Genomic DNA, 19736 nt, shown 5'->3' with positions numbered 1-19736 from the left:
GGAAGTGAGGGGAGGAGGCATTAATGAACCTTCGGGTCTGCCGGGGAGGCGTTGTTGCGGATCTCGGCGATGTCCATCGAATTGAACACGTAGTGAGAACCACAGTAGTCACAGTTCATATCGATTTCGCCGTCTTCAGCCATGATGCTGTCGATCTCTTCATCCGGCAGGGTACGTAGCGCGCCCGCACAGCGTTCACGAGAACAGGTACATTTGAACTCTACGTCCTGCGGATCGTACAGCGTCACCTCTTCTTCGTGGTACAGACGCCACAGCACTTCGTTCGCTGGCAGCGTGGACAGCTCTTCAGTTTTGATGGTTTCAGTCAGAGCTGCCAGGTGATCGAAATCATTGCCCTGGGCATTCTGTGCAGGCAGCACCTGCAGCAGCATACCGCCCGCCGCCAGTTGGCCGTCCACCACGCCTGTGCGGATAAACAGGCGCGTTGGCAGCTGTTCGGAACGCATGAAGTAATCTTCCAGGCAGGCGGCCAAAGTATCGCCTTCCAGACCCACTACGCCCTGATAGCGCTCGCCTTCTTCTGGGGTAATCGTGATCACCAGGAAACCGTTGCCGACCAGCGTTTTGAGATCGGCACCTTCCGGGACTTCTCCCTGAACGCGAGCCACACCGCGCATCTGCTGCTGGTTATTGCCGTTGATCACCGCCAGCGTCATCGGGCCATCACCCTGCAATTGTACGGTGATATCGCCTGCAAACTTAAGCGTTGCCGTCAGCAGACTGGTCGCGACCAGCAGCTCGCCGAGGATGGTCTTCACCGGCTGCGGGTAGCTGTGGTTTTCCATAATCTGTTTCCAGGTTTCGGATACCGTAACCAGCTCGCCGCGAACGGCAAATTGCTCAAACAGATAGCGATGTAATTGGTCGTGTTGGGACATATTTTTCTCTCTTCGAACGGCGATTACTCATGTTCGCCGTGTTTAAATTTCATCAGGTCGCGACGTTCTTTTTTATCCGGTCGCCTGTCCGGATGCGGCATGGTCAGGGCATTCATCTTGCGCGCAAAAGCCACTTTCTCGCGCTTTTCGATGCTTTCGGCCGTCTCTTCATACATCAGAACCGCAACGGCAGCCGGGCGACGATTTTCGGTAACGGCTTTGACGATCACCGTGCGTTCATCGTTACCCTGGCGCAGTGTCAGCGTGGCGTTCAGTTCGACAAGCTTACTTGGTTTACTGCGTTGCCCGTTGTAATGGACCTTACCGCCATCGACCATTTCGCGGGCCAGAGCGCGCGTTTTATAAAAACGGGCGGCCCACAGCCATTTATCCAGTCTTACCCCCTCGGAGGGTTTATCTTTCATGGCGTCTCCTTCACGTTGAGTGAGGGGATCATCCGGCGATAGTCGTTGAGTGCCGGATGCCGCAGATAGCTTTTATCCGCCAGGCCGGAATCAGGATTCGTCACGCCCAGGCAATAGCGAATACCGAATTTTGCCGCCGAATCCAGAATCGGTTCACTGTCATCAATGAATAACGTTCTTTCTGGCTGCAAACCGGTCTCTTGTGCCACCGCCTGCCACAATCGCTGATCCTCTTTCGGATAACCAAATGTGTGGGTGGAAAGTAATAAATCAAGGTGCGACGCCAACCCGGTATGTTCGAGCTTCACCGCCAGATTGTGCGGATGCGCGTTAGTCAGCAGAATACGGCGCTTGCCACTTGCTTTCAGGGCATCGAGAAAAGGCACCGTATCTTCACGCAGCACCGCGTTCGGCCCTTGCGCGGTGGTCATAGCGCAAATATCCAGACCGAGCTTGTCGCTCCAGTAATCCAGGCAGTACCAGTTTAGCGTATGCTGCACGGCGTGATACTGCTGGCGAATATAATCCTGCGCTTCCGCCGGAGTGATGCCCTGCTGCGCGCCATAGGTTTCAGGCACCAGCTTTTGCCAGAAATGGGTGTCAAAGGCGAGGTCGAGCAGCGTGCCGTCCATATCCAGCAGGACGGTATCAACGTCCTGCCAGGCGATATCAAGATGCATGGGGGGAACTCTCCAGCGGAAATATACGTGCGCGACAGGTTAGCATAACTGTCGCGCAGCGGTATTATCCGATCAGGCTGTCAGGCGCGGCGATGAGCTTGGGATTGAGGCAGTTTTCATAGTATTGCTGAATCTCGGCCAGGCGCGTACGAGAGCGCTGATAGCGGCGCAGCGCAGCGATTCCGTTCCAGATAATGCACACCAGCATCGCCAACATCAGCAGGGTAGTGGCAATGTAACGCCATAATCCGGCGCTGTCCGGCATGCGGTGAAGTTCGACGTGGCGGGTGCCGTTGGCATCGGTAAAGATGCCCGTCACAATGCCCTCAGCGCTGAACGGCGTTTGCATCAGCATTTGCGCCAGACGCTGGAACTCGCCCCATTGTTCCTGAGCCGGGTAATCATACAGCGCCACCGGCGGATAAGGCTGATCGACCAGATCGCTCCCTTCATCGCTGATAATCACGAAACCGCCCGGTGCCGGGCTGTTTAACGCCTGGGCCGCGCGGGTGGTTTCACGCATGACGAAAGGCGCGGTGGAAGTGGCGACCAGATTCTCCAGTGATTCGGCACTCACCGGGCGCAGCAGAACGTTTACGCCGTCAAGTCGCCCTGCGTCAGCGCGTTTCACCAGCGCTTCCCAGTCTTTACTGTTCCCGAGATTGACCAACGCGTTTTTGAGGCGCACACACTCATCGTCGGCGGAACAGAGATCCTGCGTTTTCATCACGATGTCGCCGAAATCATCCAGCAGCACCATGCCTGATTTCTGAATCGCTGCGCGCAGAGACTGGCTGACGCGGGAATTGTCTTCCGGTTTTGGATGCAGTTGGCGGTTCAGAGCCTGAGTTAAAGCCGTTGCTTTGCCGACGGTGTCGGATTCCGGCAGCGGCAGCGGTGGGGCGTCATTCCAGACTATCTGCGAACAATCAAAAGGCGTGAACGGTGAATTCTGGCGTGTGTTCCAGGTCCCGGGCGCGTGGATATTACACATGCCCGTTCCTTTCAGCTTCAGCGTATCACCGACGCGAACGCCTGCATCTTCCAGTTGATTCACGCTGGTGGCTTCAATGGTTTGTGCGCCTTTGATCCATGACAGGGTGAATTTAATCGGCATATCGAGTGGCACCAGCAGAATCAACATCGCCAGCACCAGCGCAGCGCCTCCGGCGATAACGGTACTGCGAAGCCAGTGCTGGAGCGGGAAGTTTTTGACTTCATCATGAAGGGACAGGAAACGCCCCTGGCGCACAACGTGGCGGTCGAGATAAATATCAATATCGGTTTTTTGCCCTAAATCCTGGGCAATCCACGGCTGCCAGTGGCGCGGATAGATGAGATCGATAATCCCGAGCGAGATGTTGTTGATATGTTCCTGATCGTTCTCGCCGAACAAACCCCAGCGCTTAGGCGTACCGCGTAAGCAGTGGATTTCGCGTAGCGTCGTTTTTGCCGGAGCCGCAAATAACCCCCACAGACCAGCGCCCAGCAGCAACAGTGCACCGCCTGCCAGCCAGGGTGCAAAAACGTCCGGAGCCATCAGGCAGAAGAAAAAGAGCACGAAAGCGGCAACGATCAGCACCGCCTCACGAATTCCGTCCGGACGGCTGAGGGCATACTCCTCGTGCGTTTCCTGGCGAATGTTAAGCAGTTCAATCTGTTCAGTTTCTTCACCACGAATTGACGCCTGTGTGGAGTTTGTGCGCTCCAGCGCAAAGCGCGGTGCTTCCTGAACATATTCACTCAGGGTGTGACCATTCAGAGCAATGACCAGCGGAATAGAATCTGTCGGGATCAGCTCAACGCTATTTTCATCATTGATGTATTGTTCCCAAAACGGCGGCAGATGCACTTCGACTGAATCGAGATAGTAGCGCCACTTGTTGGGATCGTCGGTGGTAATGCCATAGCGGGTGATCGAGCGCGTCACGCACAGCACGGTATCGCTTTGCGCGTTGAGCGTCAGGGAGATCGGCGCAGCGCTGGCGCCGGTCGGGCCAGGTGTCTGCTGGACACGGTTCAACGTATCAAGATAGTTTTCAATTGCGCTGCGTTCTTCGGGCGCCAGTTTGCGCGTAGTTGCTCCGGCAAAGGCGTTTAAAAATGGCAGGCGATATCGCCGCTGTGCCCGGCGCCGGTATAACCAACCTGCGAGTAGTGCGCAGGCCAGCAGTGCAGCGAAAAATATCAAAATGGTGCTCATGCTTTCCCCATCTTACTAATTTACAGGTGTTGTCAGTTGCACCTTTTACAGTGAATGAGTCTCTGTGGTTGGCTATCGGCAAGCATGGAGTCGAACTTGAGCATTTTGAAGCGCATCCCAGTGACCGCAGATAATAGCAAAGGCAACCCTGGCGGGATATCAGCAAATTCCTGGAGTTATTTCAACCTCTTGACTTTTGCGCTGAAATGAGGATTAACTCACGCTAGGTTGCAAAAATGTAAATAAAGAGCGATTGACATTGCCGAAACCGTGCGGCATATCGCACAATGCACTCAGTTCACACAGCAAAGACCCGTCAAGATGAGCAAACCCTTACAAAAACCCACCATTTTGAATGTTGAAACCGTCGCCAAATCACGCCTTTTTACCGTGGAAAGTGTCGACCTGGAATTCAGCAACGGCGTGCGTCGCGTCTATGAACGTATGCGCCCGTCCACGCGCGAAGCGGTGATGATCGTTCCTATTGTTGACGATCACCTGATTTTGATTCGTGAATATGCGGTGGGGACAGAATCCTATGAATTGGGCTTCTCAAAAGGGCTTATCGACCCAGGTGAATCTGTTTTCGAAGCCGCGAATCGCGAGCTGAAAGAAGAAGTGGGCTTTGGCGCGAATGACCTTACGTTCCTGAAAAAGCTGAGCATGGCCCCGTCCTATTTCTCCAGCAAAATGAATATCGTGCTGGCAGAAGATCTCTATGCGGAAAAACTGGAAGGGGACGAGCCTGAGCCGCTGCCGCAGGTGCGCTGGCCGCTGGCGCATCTGATGGATTTGCTGGAAGACCCCGATTTTAACGAAGCCCGCAATGTCAGTGCGCTGTTCCTGGTGAGGGAATGGCTGAAAGGGCAGGGGCGTTTGTAGCCCATAAAAAAAACCGGGTGGCGGCTTCGCCTTACCCGGCCTACGATCAGGTTTTGTAGGCCCGGCAAGCAACGCGCCGCCGGGCATCAGGACCATCAGAACAATTCGTGCGTCTCGCCGTTATCAATCAACTCGGTTCCCACCTCATGCACCGCCTGCGTCGTAGGCTGCGTGCCTTCGATGAAGAACTCCGCACGGCTGTTGCCGCCGTTCGCTAACTGACCCGTGCTGCGGTCGATGTTCACCGTCACGATGCCCGGTGGTGGCGTCAACGGTTGTTCTGGTACACCCTCAAGAACCGCTTTCATGTAAGCGTCCCAGGCGGGTTGCGCACTCTTCGCGCCGCCTTCATAACCGGAAATCTGGTCCTTAATCGCCCCGGATGCTGACGTGCGGCCTAAATCACGACGGTGATCGTCAAAGCCAATCCACACGGACGTCACCACACCCGGGCCGTAACCGGAGAACCAGGCGTCTTTCGAGCTGTTGGTGGTCCCGGTTTTACCGCCGATATCGTGGCGCTGTAAATCCCGACCCGCGCGCCAGCCTGTGCCCTGCCAGCCCGGCTCACCAAAGATGTTGGTGTTCAGGGCGCTCTTGATCAGGAACGACAGCGGCGTGTTGATCACGTGAGGAGCATATTCCTGCGCACCGCTCTGAGCGACCAGCGCCTGGTTAGCCTGCTCCAGCTGCGGTTGTGGCACGGTGGAATTCTGCTGCTCCTGAGACTGAGCCACGTCTTCCATGTCCTTGTTATCCAGTACGTTTGATTTTGGCGTATCGCCATAAATCACCGGAATATCGCATTCTGGACAGGCGATTTTCGGTTTCGCCTCAAACAGCACGCCGCCCTGATCGTTTTCAATTTTGCTGATGAAATACGGATCGACCAGGAAACCGCCGTTAGCCATTACCGAGTAACCGCGAGCTACCTGCAATGGCGTAAAGGACGCAGAGCCGAGCGCCAGGGATTCAGTATGCACAATGTTTTGCGCCGGGAAACCGAAGCGTTGCAGATATTCTGCTGCGTAATCGACGCCCATCGCGCGCATCGCGCGGACCATCACCACGTTTTTGGACTGCCCCAGGCCCTGACGTAAACGGATTGGACCGGAATACTCCGGCGGGGAGTTTTTCGGCTGCCAGTCTGAACCTGCACCTGCATCCCAGCGTGAGATCGGCACATCGTTGAGGATACTCGCCAGCGTCAGCCCTTTATCCATCGCCGCGGTGTACAGGAACGGTTTAATGTTCGACCCGACCTGACGCAGCGCCTGCGTGGCGCGGTTAAATTTGCTCTGATTGAAATCAAAACCACCGACCAGAGCCATCACGGCACCGTTTTGCGGATTGATTGACACCAGCGCGGAGTTCACGTCTGGAACCTGTGCCAGCCACCAGGCGTCATTCACCTGACGGACCCAGATTTGTTGTCCTGTTTGCACGACGTCGGTGACTTTACGCGGCGTCGGGCCTTGCGCCGTATCGGAGCGATACGGACGTGCCCAGCGGATACCGTCCATTCGCAACGAAACAGAGGTTCCGTCGGCCATCATCGCGGTAGCTTCTTGCGGGTCAGCGCTGGTCACAACCGCCGGTAACAGTGGTCCGTAGGTCGGCAGTGTTTTCAGCGAGTCGATGATTTTTTTGCTATCCCATGCGCTTTCGCCCACTTTCCACAGCACGTTCGACGGGCCGCGGTAGCCGTGACGCATGTCGTAATCCATCACGTTGTTACGCACCGCCTGCTGTGCCGCCTGCTGCACTTTGCGGGTGATGGTGGTGTAAATACGATAGCCATCTTCGTACGCCTGCTCGCCATAGCGGCTCACCATTTCCTGGCGGACCATTTCCGTGAGATACGGGGCGGAGAAGGCGATTTCAGGAGCGTGATAGTTAGCATCAATGGCTTCGTTACGCGCCTGATCGTACTGAGTCTGGCTGATATAGCCTTCGCTCAGCATACGCGACAGCACCACGTTACGACGTGCAGTCGCGCGGTCGAGGGAGTAGAGCGGGTTGAACGTTGACGGCGCTTTCGGCAGACCGGCGATCGTCGCCATTTCGCTTAAGCTCAGCTGTTCGACAGGTTTACCAAAATAGACCTGCGCCGCCGCGCCGACGCCGTACGCACGATAACCCAGATAGATCTTGTTGAGGTAAAGCTCGAGGATCTCGTCTTTGCTCAGCAGCTGTTCGATGCGGATGGCAAGGAACACCTCTTTGATCTTACGGGTCAGCGTTTTTTCCGGGCTCAGGAAGAAGTTACGCGCCAGCTGCTGCGTAATGGTACTGGCCCCCTGAGAGGCATGGCCGGAGAACAGCGCGACGCTTGCGGCACGGAAAATCCCCACTGGATCGACGCCGTGGTGTTCATAGAAACGACTGTCTTCCGTGGCGATAAAGGCTTTCACCATCACCGGTGGAATCTGGTTAAGGGTCAGCGGGATACGACGCTTCTCGCCGTACTGGGCGATGAGTTCGCCATCGGCGCTATAGACCTGCATTGGGATCTGGAGTCGCACATCACGCAGCGTGGCGACATCGGGTAGTTGCGGCTCAATATATTTGTACAAACCATAAATCGAGCCTGCTCCCAGCAGAATGCAACAGACTGCAAGGATGAATAAATACTTTACGAACTTCACTGGAGATTTCCCATTCAGTTTCACTTGGGCAGTTTCTAAACAATCGCGCGGTAGTATAAAGGCAAGCCTGAAGCATTGATAGAGCCGTCAACCTGACGGGCGATAAGGAGATCGTGAAGTATGGCTTTCAAAACATGGCGAACGGGTGTTCACATTCAACAAGATAGAGTTTTAGCCGCCTCTCTCACCCAAGAGCGCACCGGGTGGCGTTTGCGCCGCTGGTGGCAAATCCCTGTGGCAGCGGGTGTTATCCGCGATGGGCAAATTATTCAGCCGCAACAGCTGGTTGCGGCGCTTAAAGAATGGAGCCAGACCTTACCCCATCATCACCGGCTCTTTATCGCGTTCCCCGCCGCCCGTACGCTGCAAAAGACGCTACCTTGCCCGGCGCTGACGTTACGCGACAGCGAGCAGGCATCGTGGATTGCTTCTGCGATGTCACGCGAGCTGGAAATGCCACCCGACGCGCTCTGTTTTGACTACACACAGGACACCTTTAGCCGCTCATTTCAGGTGACAGCGGCGCAAAACAAAGAGGTCGCAGCGCTTTTGACGTTGGCAGAATCGCTGCGACTGCACGTTGCGGCCATCACGCCGGATGCTTCGGCGCTGGCGAACTTCCTGCCGCTTCTTGATCCGCCTGCCCAATGCGTGGCGTGGCGCGACGGCCAGCACTGGTTGTGGGCAATGCGCCATCAGTGGGGGCGAAAGACCGCTGATGAGGCGAAAAGTGTGGCCGATTTGGGCGCTTTGCTAGCGCTCAACCCTGATGACATCGCGCTTTTTGGCGTTGAACAGCGCGATCCCTTCAGCGTGATTTCACACTGTCAGCCGCCGTTGCCCGAATGCGGAGCGGAATTTACCGTCGCCCTGGCCCTCGCGATGGGGGAATTGTTCGAGTGAAAATCACAAACTTTCTCCCCTGGCGGCACCGGCGACAACAACACTGCTGGCGTTTTTGGGGACTGCTGTTTATCGGCTCATTGCTTGTCTCTCTTGTGGCGGTGATGAGCCTGCGAGCTGTCAATGGCCTGAAAACACGCGTGCTCGAAGCGCATCTGGCGAGTGAGACGGCGATTCATCTGGCATTGATCGCCCGCCGCGCGCAGCAGGCACCGCCGCGAACCCCAGAAACGGGAGTGCTCCACGCCAGAACGCAGGCCTGGCAAAAGGCGCTGGTTTCACTGGCGTCAATCATGCCGGATCAAGCCTGGCTGACACAGATACGCTATCAGCAATCTCGTCTTGAATTATCAGGCTATGCAGCAACGCAGTCCGCGCTCGTCGGGCTTGGGGAATCACTCAGGCAGTTGCCCGGTTTTAGCCTCGGGCCAGCAGGTGAAATGCTGCAGGATGCTCAGGGGCGCTGGACGTTCAGTTTTACCCTCACGAGCCAGGGGTGAAATGTGCACATCCTCCATGAACGCTGGTATTCGCTTCACCTGCGGACACGCTTTCTGTGCTGGAGCCTGGGCTCTTGCCTGATGTTTTTAGGGACCTATCTGGTGCTGGTCCGCCCGACTATTCAGCCGCTGTTGCAACTCGAGGCAAAACGAAACCAGCTGTATTCCGCCCAAACGGCACTGTGGGTGGATGCGGCGCAGCCACCGCTCGCACAGTCAGAGCCTACTGCTCAGGCCTCTATGCCCTTTTCGCCGCTGGATTTCCAGGCCGGTGGTGTGCGTCTGGTGCACTGGCTACCCGAGGCAAAGGGCGGCGCGTTAACGCTGGATGCTGACTGGATGCAGATCCCCAATGTGTTTGAGCGGCTTGCACGGTGCGGGATGGACGTCAGCGCGTTTTCTGTGGTGCCAGGAGAGTCGACTCTGCGACTGGTTGTACAACTGGAGAGTTCCAATGCGAACTGAACTGCGCTGTTTGCTGATCTGTTCTCTGATTTTTATCACCGGAATGCGCGACCCCTTCCATCCGCCGGACGATCGCTGTTCAGCAGGAACGTTAGCGCACTGGCGATATCAAGGGCTAATCGAAAACGGAAATTCTGTCGGTATCGTTAAAGATGAACAGCAGCGCTGGCATCGCGTCAGGCAGCAAGAAAAGCTGCCTGCGGGTTGGCTCGTGCTCGCTGTCAATGAAATGGAAATGGTCGTCGGGCTTGGTGAAGAGTGTGAGCCGAAGGAGTGGCGATGGCAACGAGAAGGAACGAACAATGAAAATCGCAAAAATAGGGGTTCTGCTGGTGATGTTCAGCCTGCCGACGCAGGCCACCGCGCCGAAACCCGTCACGCTGGCGGTGGATGACGTACCGGTGACGCAGATTTTACAGTCGCTGGTGGAGCTGGAAAACCGCAATCTGATTGTTTCGCCCGATGTCACCGGCACGCTGTCGCTGCATTTGACGCATGTACCGTGGCGGCAGGCGCTGCAAATCGTCGCGACGAGCGCCGGGCTGATATTGCGAGAAGAGGGCGGTATTTTTTATGTGAATACCGCCTCCTGGCAGCGTGAACAGCAGACGCAAAAAGAAGAAGAGCAAACACGCCTGAAGCTGAATGTACCCTTGGCCTCGCGCACGCTGTCTCTTGCCTACGCCGACGCAAGCGAATTACAGAAAGCGGCTGAAAAACAGCTCAGTCCAAAGGGAAGTCTCTCCGTGGACAAACGCACGAATCGCATTCTGGTGCGTGATATTCCCCCCGTCCTGGATGCCCTTCAGCACTGGGCAGAGTTGATGGATTTACCCGTCGCACAGGTGGAGCTGGAAGCACATATCGTCACGATCAATGAAAAAAGTCTGCGCGAGCTGGGTGTGAAATGGAATTTGGCAGAAGCGCAAAGCACCGGTTCGCCTGGGCAAATCACCACGCTAGGTGCTGATCTTTCCGTGGCTAACGCGACGACGCATTTAGGATTCAATATTGGTCGAATTGACGGCAGGCTTTTGGATCTGGAATTGTCTGCGCTGGAACAAAAGCAGCAGTTAGAGATCATCGCCAGCCCCCGGCTGCTGGCCTCGCATATGCAGCCCGCCAGTATCAAGCAGGGCAGCGAAATTCCGTATCAGGTTTCCAGCGGTGAAAGTGGAGCAACGTCGGTGGAGTTTAAAGAAGCGGTTCTCGGAATGGAGGTCACGCCCGTGGTGTTACCGAATGGTCGGGTGCGGCTCAAGCTGCACATCAGTGAAAACATGCCTGGGCAGGTTTTACAGCAGGCGGATGGCGAAACGCTGGCTATCGATAAGCAGGAAATTGAAACTCAGGTTGAAGTTAAAAGTGGTGAAACACTGGCGCTGGGCGGTATTTTCTCGCAAAAGAACAAAACAGGCAGTGACAGCATTCCTGGCCTCGGTCGTCTTCCCTGGGTTGGGCAACTTTTTCGCCATGACGGGAAGGATAATGAGCGGCGCGAGCTGGTGGTATTCATCACCCCACGTCTGATTAGTATTCAATAATGGTCACGATCCCCGCGAGGATTTTGCGTTCAGTTTGTTGCAGATGTTTGACGTGGGGCATGAATTAGCATACAAGGAGTACCGATTTGAGTTTCAGCTTCTCCTAATCTTACCTCTTGTTGCCTTAAGCATCTGGTGTGGTGATTTAATTCAGTTGCCAAACAAGCAGGACTACTGAGATAATTTTTAGTCTGACTCTCGCACTATCGCATATGAGGTTTCAGTTCATGTCCTGCTACGCTGTGTGTTTGCGCAGCGGGGATTACCATTAACGAATAGTCTTAGTAGTACCGAAAAAATGGCAGAGAAACGCAATATCTTTCTGGTTGGGCCTATGGGTGCCGGAAAAAGCACTATTGGGCGCCAGTTGGCTCAACAACTCAATATGGAATTTTACGATTCTGATCAAGAGATTGAGAAACGAACCGGAGCTGATGTGGGCTGGGTCTTCGATGTAGAAGGCGAAGAAGGTTTCCGTGACCGTGAAGAAAAAGTTATCAATGAACTTACGGAAAAACAGGGCATCGTGCTGGCGACTGGCGGTGGTTCTGTAAAATCTCGCGAAACCCGTAACCGTCTCTCCGCCCGTGGCGTTGTGGTCTATCTTGAGACGACCATAGAAAAACAGCTGGCACGTACACAGCGCGATAAAAAGCGTCCGTTACTGCAGGTTGAAACGCCTCCACGTGAAGTTCTGGAAGCATTGGCCGGTGAACGCAATCCACTGTACGAAGAGATTGCTGATGTGACCATTCGTACCGACGATCAAAGCGCTAAAGTAGTTGCAAACCAGATTATTCATATGCTGGAAAGCAACTGATTCTGGCTTTATATACACTCGCCCACGGGTATAAGCATTTAAGGTGGATGTCGCGTCATGGAGAGGATTACAGTTACTCTCGGGGAACGTAGTTACCCTATCACCATCGCGGCTGGCTTGTTTAACGATCCAGCTTCCTTCTTACCACTGAAAGCGGGTGATCAGGCTATGCTTGTCACCAACGAGACTTTGGCTCCGCTTTATCTCGACAAAATTCGTCATCTGCTGGAACAGGCAGGTGTGAAGGTCGACAGTGTGATTCTGCCTGATGGCGAGCAGTATAAAAGCCTGGCGGTACTTGATACCGTCTTTACCGCATTACTGCAAAAACCGCATGGTCGCGATACGACACTACTTGCCCTGGGCGGTGGTGTTGTTGGCGATCTGACGGGTTTTGCCGCGGCAAGTTATCAGCGTGGTGTTCGTTTTATTCAAATTCCTACCACGTTATTATCGCAAGTCGACTCCTCTGTTGGCGGCAAAACGGCCGTCAATCACCCGCTTGGCAAAAATATGATTGGCGCCTTCTACCAGCCCGCTTCGGTGGTGGTGGATCTCGACTGTCTGCAAACCCTGCCAAAACGCGAGCTGGCGTCTGGCCTCGCTGAAGTGATCAAATACGGCATTATTCTGGACAGTGAATTTTTCATCTGGCTGGAAGAGAATATGGATGCGCTGCTTAACCTTGACGGTCAGGCACTGGCATATTGCATCCGCCGTTGTTGTGAGCTGAAAGCCGAAGTCGTTGCAGCAGACGAGCGGGAAACTGGCTTACGTGCTTTACTGAATCTGGGGCATACGTTCGGTCACGCGATCGAAGCCGAAATGGGCTACGGCAACTGGCTTCACGGCGAAGCCGTCGCTGCGGGCATGGTCATGGCCGCTCGCACATCTGAACGTTTGGGTCAGTTCACCAAAGAAGAGACTCAACGCATCATCACGCTGCTGGAACGTGCGGGTTTACCCGTGACGGGCCCACGCGAAATGTCTTCGCAGGCGTATTTACCCCACATGATGCGTGATAAAAAAGTATTGGCTGGCGAGATGCGTTTAGTTCTCCCGCTGGCAATAGGGAAGAGTGAAGTGCGCGGCGGAGTGTCGCATGAAGTGGTTCTTGGCGCGATTGCTGATTGCCAGCAGGCGTAACAACTAGAAAGGTCTGGCTACTGTCAAAGGTAGCTATTTAGATTCAGGTGCAATGCAACGTCGTAAGCATGAGCCTTTGAGTGGGGTGTTAAATGGATGAATTCAAACCAGAAGACGAGCTGAAACCCGATCCCAGCGATCGTCGTACTGGTCGTTCTCGTCAATCTTCAGAACGTGATAACGAGCCGCAAATCAACTTTGACGATGTTGATTTGGATGCAGACGATCGTCGTCCGTCACGCAATCGCAACGCGCGTGATGAGCGAGAAGAAGAAGGTTATGAGTCCGAAGAAGATTCAATGGACGAAGAGCCTGTAGAGCGTCGCCCGCGCAAACGTAAAGCGGCAGCCAAAAAACCGGCTTCCCGCCAGTACATCATGATGGGCCTTGGCGTATTCGTACTGCTGCTGTTGATTATCGGCATCGGTTCTGCGCTAAAAGCACCGTCAACGAATTCAAACGAGCAGACACCTTCTGCCGAAAAGAGCATTAATCTTTCGGGGAACGACGCTGCCGATCAGGCCAATGGTGCACAACCTGCGCCAGGAACAACCTCTGCTGAGCAGACGGCGGGTCAGACCGCTAATGCCCCGCAGGATGTCTCCTTGCCGCCGGTTTCCTCGACGCCAACTCAGGGCCAGGCTCCTGCTACGCCTGAAGGCCAGCAGCGTGTTGAAGTCCAGGGTGACCTGAACAACGCGCTGACCCAGCCGCAGAGTCAGGATCAGGTGAATAACGTGGTGGCGAGTTCAACTTTGCCAACCGAGCCTGCGACCGTGGCTCCGATTCGCGGCGGTGCGGCTCAACCGCAAACCGCAGCAACGGAAACCAAACCGCGTCAGACTCAGACCCAAACCGCGCCGCGTCAGGAACGTAAACAGGCTGTCATCGAACCGAAGCGTGAAACCAAACCGCAGACGGTTGCGAAAACGCCAGAAGCGAAACCTGTTGCTCAGCCTAAGCAGACCGAAACCGCAGCCGTGAAAGCGCCTGCTGCAACGACGACTGCACCAAAAGCCACGGCGACCACCGCGCCAGCGGCCACTCCTGCACCAGCAGCCACGGCAACTGCCGGAGCAGCGACAGCAGGTAAAACAGCGGGCAACGTCGGTTCGTTGAAATCAGCGCCTTCCAACAACTACACTCTTCAGTTGAGCAGCTCTTCCAGCTACGACAATCTGAACGGCTGGGCGAAAAAATCCAATCTGAAAAACTATGTGGTTTATCAGACGACCCGCAACGGACAACCCTGGTATGTGCTGGTAAGCGGTGTGTACGCGTCTAAAGACGAAGCAAAACGTGCAGTAGCGGCGTTACCTGCTGATGTTCAGGCGAAAAACCCGTGGGCGAAACCGATTCATCAGGTTCAGGCTGATTTGAAGTAATGGTTAAAGCGCAGGATGCTGTCGGAGCTTTTTCCACAGCCGGAGAAGGTGTAATCAGTTAGTCAGCATGAAAAAAAATCGCGCTTTTCTAAAATGGGCAGGGGGGAAATACCCCCTGCTAGACGATATTAATAAACACCTGCCGAAAGGCGAGTGTCTTATCGAGCCCTTTGTGGGCGCTGGGTCGGTGTTCCTGAACACCGACTTTTCTCGCTATATCCTCGCGGATATCAATAACGATCTCATTACCCTCTACAAAATCGTTAAGACTCAAACAAACGAGTATATCGATGAGGCGCGTAAACTTTTTACGCCTGAGAACAACAACCCGGACGCTTACTACCAGTACCGCGCTGAGTTTAACCAAAGCACGGATACGTTCCGTCGAGCACAGTTGTTCTTGTATCTAAACCGTCATGGCTACAACGGTCTTTGCCGGTACAATCTGAAGGGTGAGTTCAACGTGCCGTTTGGCCGCTACAAACGCCCATACTTCCCGTTGGCCGAGTTGCAGCACTTTGCGGAAAAAGCACAGAAAGCGGAATTCCACTGCATCTCCTATGAGAAATGCATGGAAATGGCCAATGCGGATTCTGTGGTCTATTGCGATCCGCCGTATGCGCCGCTTTCGGCGACAGCCAATTTCACCGCCTATCACACCAACAGTTTTAGCCCGAAAGAGCAGGCGCATCTGGCAGAAATGGCGGAAAAGCTGGTCAGTAAGCAAATCGCGGTGTTAATTTCGAACCACGACACGCCGGATACCCGCGAGTGGTACAAAGCGGCGAACGATCGTATTCAGCTTAAAGTGCGGCGCAGCATCAGCAGTAACGGCGGCACGCGTAAAAAGGTGGACGAACTGCTGGCGCTTTATCGCCCCTGAGCCGTTTCGCCCGCCGGTAAACACATTTCAAGGAGATGCGGATGAAACAGTTTTTGATTGCTCCCTCAATTCTGTCGGCCGATTTTGCCCGCCTGGGTGAAGACACGGCTAAAGCGCTGGCTGCCGGTGCAGATGTGGTCCACTTCGACGTGATGGACAACCACTACGTGCCAAATCTGACTATCGGTCCGATGGTCCTGAAAGCACTGCGTAACTACGGCATTACCGCTCCGATTGACGTTCACCTGATGGTGAAGCCGGTCGATCGTATCGTCCCGGATTTTGCCGCAGCCGGTGCCAGCATCATTACCTTCCATCCCGAAGCCTCCGAGCACGTCGATCGCACCCTGCAACTGATCAAAGAAAATGGCTGTAAAGCGGGCCTGGTGTTTAACCCAGCGACGTCGCTTAGCTATCTGGATTACGTGATGGATAAGCTGGATGTCATCCTGCTGATGTCCGTAAACCCAGGCTTTGGCGGCCAGTCCTTTATCCCGCAAACGCTGGATAAACTGCGCGAAGTCCGTCGTCGTATTGATGAGTCTGGCTATGACATCCGCCTTGAAGTGGATGGCGGTGTGAAGGTGAATAATATTGGCGAAATCGCCGCTGCCGGGGCGGATATGTTCGTCGCGGGTTCGGCCATTTTCGACCAACCGGATTACAAAAAAGTCATCGACGAAATGCGCGGTGAACTGGCAAAGGTAAGTCATGAATAAGTTGCAGGCAATTCGAGGCGTTGCGTTCGACCTCGACGGTACGCTGGTAGACAGCGCACCGGGTTTAACCAGTGCGGTGGATCAGGCGCTGTATGCGCTGGAGTTGCCTGTCGCGGGTGAAGATCGTGTAGTTACCTGGATTGGTAACGGTGCCGACGTGCTGATGGAACGCGCCCTGACCTGGGCGCGTCAGGAGCGTGCGATTTTGCGTGCTGCGCAGGGCAAACCCGGCGTGGACCATGCGGATATCCCACAGGACGAACAGCTGCGCGTCCTGCGTAAGCTGTTCAACCGTTATTATGAAGAGACGGTGGAAGAGGGCAGCTTCCTGTTCCCGGACGTGGTCGAAACCCTGAGCGCCTTGCATTCCAATGGCATGCCGCTGGCGCTGGTGACCAACAAACCGACGCCGTTTGTCGCCCCGCTGCTGGAAGCACTGAACATCGCGAAGTACTTCTCCGTGATCGTCGGTGGTGATGACGTACAAAATAAAAAGCCGCATCCTGAACCTATCCTACTGGTGGCAGGAAAACTGTCGTTAGCGCCTGAACAGCTGCTCTTTGTCGGCGATTCGCGTAATGATATTCTGGCGGCCAAAGCGGCAGGGTCCCCTTCCGTAGGCTTAACCTATGGCTATAACTACGGTGAAGCCATTACGCTGAGTGAGCCGGACGTGGTGTTCGATCACTTCAAAGATTTACTGCCCGCACTCGGGCTTTCGCACAGTGAACATCAGGAATCGAAAAATGACTAAACCCATCGTATTTAGTGGCGCACAGCCTTCAGGTGAATTGACCATTGGTAACTACATGGGTGCGTTGCGTCAGTGGGTCAACATGCAGGATGACTATCACTGCATCTATTGCATCGTGGATTTACACGCGATTACCGCACGTCAGGACCCTGAGAAACTGCGCAAAGCGACGTTGGATACGCTGGCGTTATACCTGGCTTGTGGCATCGATCCTGAGAAAAGCACCATCTTCGTACAGTCACACGTGCCGGAACATGCACAGCTGGGCTGGGCGCTGAACTGCTACACCTATTTCGGTGAGCTGAGCCGTATGACCCAGTTCAAAGACAAATCCGCACGCTATTCCGAAAACATCAACGCCGGTCTGTTTGACTACCCGGTGCTGATGGCGGCTGACATTCTGCTGTATCAGACCAACCAGGTCCCAGTGGGCGAAGATCAGAAACAGCATCTGGAACTGAGCCGCGATATTGCTCAGCGCTTTAACGCTATTTATGGCGATATCTTTAAAGTGCCTGAGCCGTTCATTCCGAAATCTGGCGCGCGTGTGATGTCTCTGCTTGAGCCGACCAAGAAAATGTCGAAATCTGACGATAACCGCAACAACGTGATCGGCCTGCTGGAAGACCCGAAAGATGTGGTTAAGAAGCTGAAACGTGCAGTGACGGACTCCGATGAGCCACCTGTGGTGCGTTATGACGTGCAGAACAAAGCGGGTGTTTCCAACCTGCTGGATATCCTCTCCGGTGTGACGGGTCAGAGCATCCCTGAACTTGAGCAGCATTTTGAAGGCAAAATGTATGGTCATCTGAAGGGTGAAGTGGCTGACGCGGTTTCTGGCATGTTGACCGATCTGCAGGAGCGTTATCACCGTTTCCGTAATGACGAAGCGTTCCTGAATCAGGTGATGCGTGACGGCGCGGACAAAGCCAGTGCGCGCGCGTCTGAAACGCTGAAAGCGGTTTATCAAGCGATTGGATTTGTCGGCAAGCCGTAATCTGTTTGTTGTTGCCGGGTAAGCGCAGCGCCACCCGGCGAGAAAACCGCACAGAACCCATAAAAAAACCGGGAAATTCCCGGTTTTTTTATACCTGCAACAGACCTACGGCTGAGGTTGTGCCGCACCGCAGCCGCCAATCATTTTAGAAATCGAGATCGCTGGATGCAGGAAGTAATCGTAGGTACAGTTGTTTTTGGTGTTTTGAACGCTACCTGAGCAAGCCGTCAGGGTCGATAACAGGCCAACTAAAATAGCGGCCTTTGCCAGTTTAAACATACACTTTCCTTGTTGTTGAGAAACGTCTTTGGATGTACTACGAGGGAGGCGGTATGTTATCGACAGGCGTAAGTGGGGAGTAGTCCAGTTAAGGACTACTCTTTGAAGTATAAATATGCAGATATTTTAGTGATTTGAGAACCAGTTTAGCTTTTCACGCAGTTCGACGACGCGGCCAACAATGATGAGCGCGGGGCTTTCGACCTGCTGTGCCAGTTCACCCAGCTGTGTCAGGACGCCGCTTACGACGCGCTGTTTAATGGCGGTGCCGTTCTCTACCAGTGCCACCGGCATATCGTCCTCCATGCCGTGTTCTTGCAGTTTTGCCTGAATCGTCGCGGCCTGATTTAGCCCCATATAGAACACCAGCGTCTGTTTTTCTGCGGCCAGATTATGCCAGTCCAGTTCGCTGCCGGTTTTCAGATGGCCTGTCACCAGGCGTACACTTTGGGCGTAATCGCGATGGGTCAGCGGAATGCCGGAATAGGCAGAACAGCCGGAGGCCGCAGTAATTCCAGGAACCACTGAGAACGGAATACCCGCATTACACAGGGTTTCCAGCTCTTCTCCGCCACGACCAAAGATAAACGGATCGCCGCCCTTCAGACGGACAACACGTTTTCCTTTTTGCGCTTCCCGCAGCAGAATTTGGTTAATCTCTTCCTGCGGAACGCAGTGATATCCTGCGCGCTTACCCACGAAGACGCGGTCGGCATCGCGACGTACCAGATTCATGATGTCATCAGAGACCAGACGATCGTAAACCACAATGTCCGCTTGCTGAATCTGCTGTAGCCCTTTAAGGGTTAATAGGCCCGCGTCTCCTGGCCCAGCCCCGACCAGCACCACTTCACCGCGATGATCTAGCGGCTCAGTCATCAGGCGCTCGGTAGTCTCTTCAATGGCTTTTTGATCCTGATTAGCCAGCGACTGTGCCAGACGGTCATTCACGAAGAATTTTTCCCAGAAGCGACGGCGTTCGCCCACGGTGGCGAAGGTTTTTTTCACCCGCGAACGCAGCTGACCCGCATAATGAGCCACCTGACCAAGATGTTGGGGCAATATCGATTCGAGTTTCTCGCGCAGCAAACGCGCCAACACTGGCGAGGTACCGCCGGATGAGACGGCTACCATGAGTGGCGAGCGGTCGATAATCGACGGCATGATAAAGCTGGCTTCTTTTGGCGCGTCGACCACATTGCAGAAAATACGTCGAGTTTCACAGGCATCGCTGACGCGCTGATTAACTGCATCGTCATCTGTGGCGGCGATCGTCAGCCAGCAGGTATCGAGCAGCGTTTCGTTAAACTCGCCCGGAACCAGCGTCAGCATGCCGGCCTGCGCCCACAGGGTAAACTGCGGGTCAAAGGCCAGTGCGTTCACAGTGAGTCGGGCTCCTGCATCTAACAACAGACGCGCTTTGCGTTCAGCGACATCGCCACCGCCAACCAGCAGGCAGTCACGATTGCGTAATTGACAGAAAATCGGCAGGTGATCCACGACATTACCTCTTAGGAGTTGGCTTTCGCCTGAACAGTTGCGATTGTGACCGGAGTCGGGCGCTCCGCTTTGCGAATAGCATACCCGTAACGACAAAAGTGATA

General features: G+C 54.6%; 20 protein-coding genes. 13 read left to right on the top strand and 7 right to left on the bottom strand.

Features of this window, described 5'->3' with window-relative positions; translation table 11 throughout:
* Positions 1–20: 20 nt before the first annotated feature.
* The 4 genes from hslO to JBO43_RS20690 form a co-directional block, all read right to left on the bottom strand.
* A complete protein-coding gene (hslO, locus tag JBO43_RS20705) occupies positions 21–899 on the bottom strand; it encodes an Hsp33 family molecular chaperone HslO (RefSeq protein WP_202674954.1) in 879 nt (292 codons plus the stop codon).
* 23 nt (positions 900–922) lie between these two features.
* Positions 923–1324, bottom strand: coding sequence for a ribosome-associated heat shock protein Hsp15 (gene hslR, locus JBO43_RS20700; RefSeq protein WP_202674953.1), 402 nt, complete (start codon positions 1322–1324; stop codon positions 923–925).
* Entirely contained in the window at positions 1321–2004 is a 684-nt protein-coding gene (yrfG, locus tag JBO43_RS20695) for a GMP/IMP nucleotidase (RefSeq protein ID WP_103948197.1), read from the bottom strand. Before yrfG ends, hslR begins: the two co-directional genes overlap by 4 nt.
* Positions 2005–2068: 64 nt before the next feature.
* Positions 2069–4207: an intracellular growth attenuator family protein gene (locus tag JBO43_RS20690; protein ID WP_202674952.1), complete on the bottom strand. Its 2139-nt coding sequence runs from the start codon at positions 4205–4207 to the stop codon at positions 2069–2071.
* A gap of 321 nt (positions 4208–4528) precedes the next feature.
* Here JBO43_RS20690 and nudE point away from each other — a divergent pair, with 321 nt between their 5' ends.
* Positions 4529–5089, top strand: coding sequence for an ADP compounds hydrolase NudE (gene nudE, locus JBO43_RS20685; protein WP_103948198.1), 561 nt, complete (start codon positions 4529–4531; stop codon positions 5087–5089).
* 95 nt (positions 5090–5184) lie between these two features.
* On the opposite strand, the gene mrcA is transcribed toward nudE, so the two are convergent.
* Positions 5185–7737 (bottom strand): peptidoglycan glycosyltransferase/peptidoglycan DD-transpeptidase MrcA, encoded by a 2553-nt coding sequence (mrcA, locus tag JBO43_RS20680; RefSeq protein WP_202674951.1) that lies wholly within the window; start codon positions 7735–7737, stop codon positions 5185–5187.
* 120 nt (positions 7738–7857) lie between these two features.
* Between mrcA and JBO43_RS20675 the strand changes: the two genes are divergently transcribed.
* The 12 genes from JBO43_RS20675 (at position 7858) to trpS (ending at position 17853) form a co-directional block, all read left to right on the top strand.
* A complete protein-coding gene (locus JBO43_RS20675; protein WP_202674950.1) occupies positions 7858–8640 on the top strand; it encodes a type IV pilus biogenesis protein PilM in 783 nt (260 codons plus the stop codon).
* Complete coding sequence (locus JBO43_RS23105; protein ID WP_202674949.1) at positions 8637–9140, top strand: PilN domain-containing protein; 504 nt, start codon at positions 8637–8639, stop codon at positions 9138–9140. The genes JBO43_RS20675 and JBO43_RS23105 overlap by 4 nt, the downstream gene beginning before the upstream one ends.
* Positions 9141–9143: 3 nt before the next feature.
* Complete coding sequence (locus JBO43_RS20665) at positions 9144–9605, top strand: HofO family protein (protein WP_202674948.1); 462 nt, start codon at positions 9144–9146, stop codon at positions 9603–9605.
* Positions 9595–9999, top strand: a complete 405-nt coding sequence (locus tag JBO43_RS20660) for a HofP DNA utilization family protein (protein ID WP_165790655.1) — start codon at positions 9595–9597, stop codon at positions 9997–9999. The genes JBO43_RS20665 and JBO43_RS20660 overlap by 11 nt, the downstream gene beginning before the upstream one ends.
* Positions 9908–11149 (top strand): DNA uptake porin HofQ, encoded by a 1242-nt coding sequence (hofQ, locus tag JBO43_RS20655; RefSeq protein ID WP_103948204.1) that lies wholly within the window; start codon positions 9908–9910, stop codon positions 11147–11149. Before JBO43_RS20660 ends, hofQ begins: the two co-directional genes overlap by 92 nt.
* Positions 11150–11447: 298 nt before the next feature.
* Positions 11448–11969, top strand: a complete 522-nt coding sequence (gene aroK / locus JBO43_RS20650) for a shikimate kinase AroK (protein ID WP_010436374.1) — start codon at positions 11448–11450, stop codon at positions 11967–11969.
* A gap of 57 nt (positions 11970–12026) precedes the next feature.
* Positions 12027–13115: a 3-dehydroquinate synthase gene (gene aroB, locus JBO43_RS20645; RefSeq protein WP_095283711.1), complete on the top strand. Its 1089-nt coding sequence runs from the start codon at positions 12027–12029 to the stop codon at positions 13113–13115.
* 92 nt (positions 13116–13207) lie between these two features.
* On the top strand, positions 13208–14500 hold the full coding sequence (gene damX, locus JBO43_RS20640; protein ID WP_103948205.1) for a cell division protein DamX: 1293 nt from the start codon (positions 13208–13210) through the stop codon (positions 14498–14500).
* A 67-nt stretch (positions 14501–14567) separates the two neighbouring features.
* Entirely contained in the window at positions 14568–15383 is an 816-nt protein-coding gene (dam, locus tag JBO43_RS20635) for an adenine-specific DNA-methyltransferase (protein WP_095283709.1), read from the top strand.
* A 41-nt stretch (positions 15384–15424) separates the two neighbouring features.
* Complete coding sequence (rpe, locus tag JBO43_RS20630) at positions 15425–16102, top strand: ribulose-phosphate 3-epimerase (protein WP_095283708.1); 678 nt, start codon at positions 15425–15427, stop codon at positions 16100–16102.
* Positions 16095–16856 carry a phosphoglycolate phosphatase gene (gene gph, locus JBO43_RS20625; RefSeq protein WP_095283707.1) on the top strand — a complete coding sequence of 254 codons (762 nt, stop codon included), beginning with the start codon at positions 16095–16097 and terminating at the stop codon, positions 16854–16856. The genes rpe and gph overlap by 8 nt, the downstream gene beginning before the upstream one ends.
* Complete coding sequence (trpS, locus tag JBO43_RS20620; protein WP_095283706.1) at positions 16849–17853, top strand: tryptophan--tRNA ligase; 1005 nt, start codon at positions 16849–16851, stop codon at positions 17851–17853. Before gph ends, trpS begins: the two co-directional genes overlap by 8 nt.
* Positions 17854–17958: 105 nt before the next feature.
* On the opposite strand, the gene JBO43_RS20615 is transcribed toward trpS, so the two are convergent.
* Both JBO43_RS20615 and cysG read right to left on the bottom strand, forming a co-directional pair.
* On the bottom strand, positions 17959–18132 hold the full coding sequence (locus tag JBO43_RS20615) for a DUF4223 family protein (RefSeq protein WP_095283705.1): 174 nt from the start codon (positions 18130–18132) through the stop codon (positions 17959–17961).
* 126 nt (positions 18133–18258) lie between these two features.
* Positions 18259–19632: a siroheme synthase CysG gene (gene cysG, locus JBO43_RS20610; protein WP_095283704.1), complete on the bottom strand. Its 1374-nt coding sequence runs from the start codon at positions 19630–19632 to the stop codon at positions 18259–18261.
* Positions 19633–19736: the final 104 nt, after the last annotated feature.

It is taken from the genome of Lelliottia jeotgali (genome assembly GCF_016771845.1).
Lineage (GTDB): Bacteria > Pseudomonadota > Gammaproteobacteria > Enterobacterales > Enterobacteriaceae > Enterobacter > Enterobacter jeotgali.
Note: the sequence above shows the minus strand (reverse complement) of the source record. Positions and strands in the feature narration are given on the sequence as shown.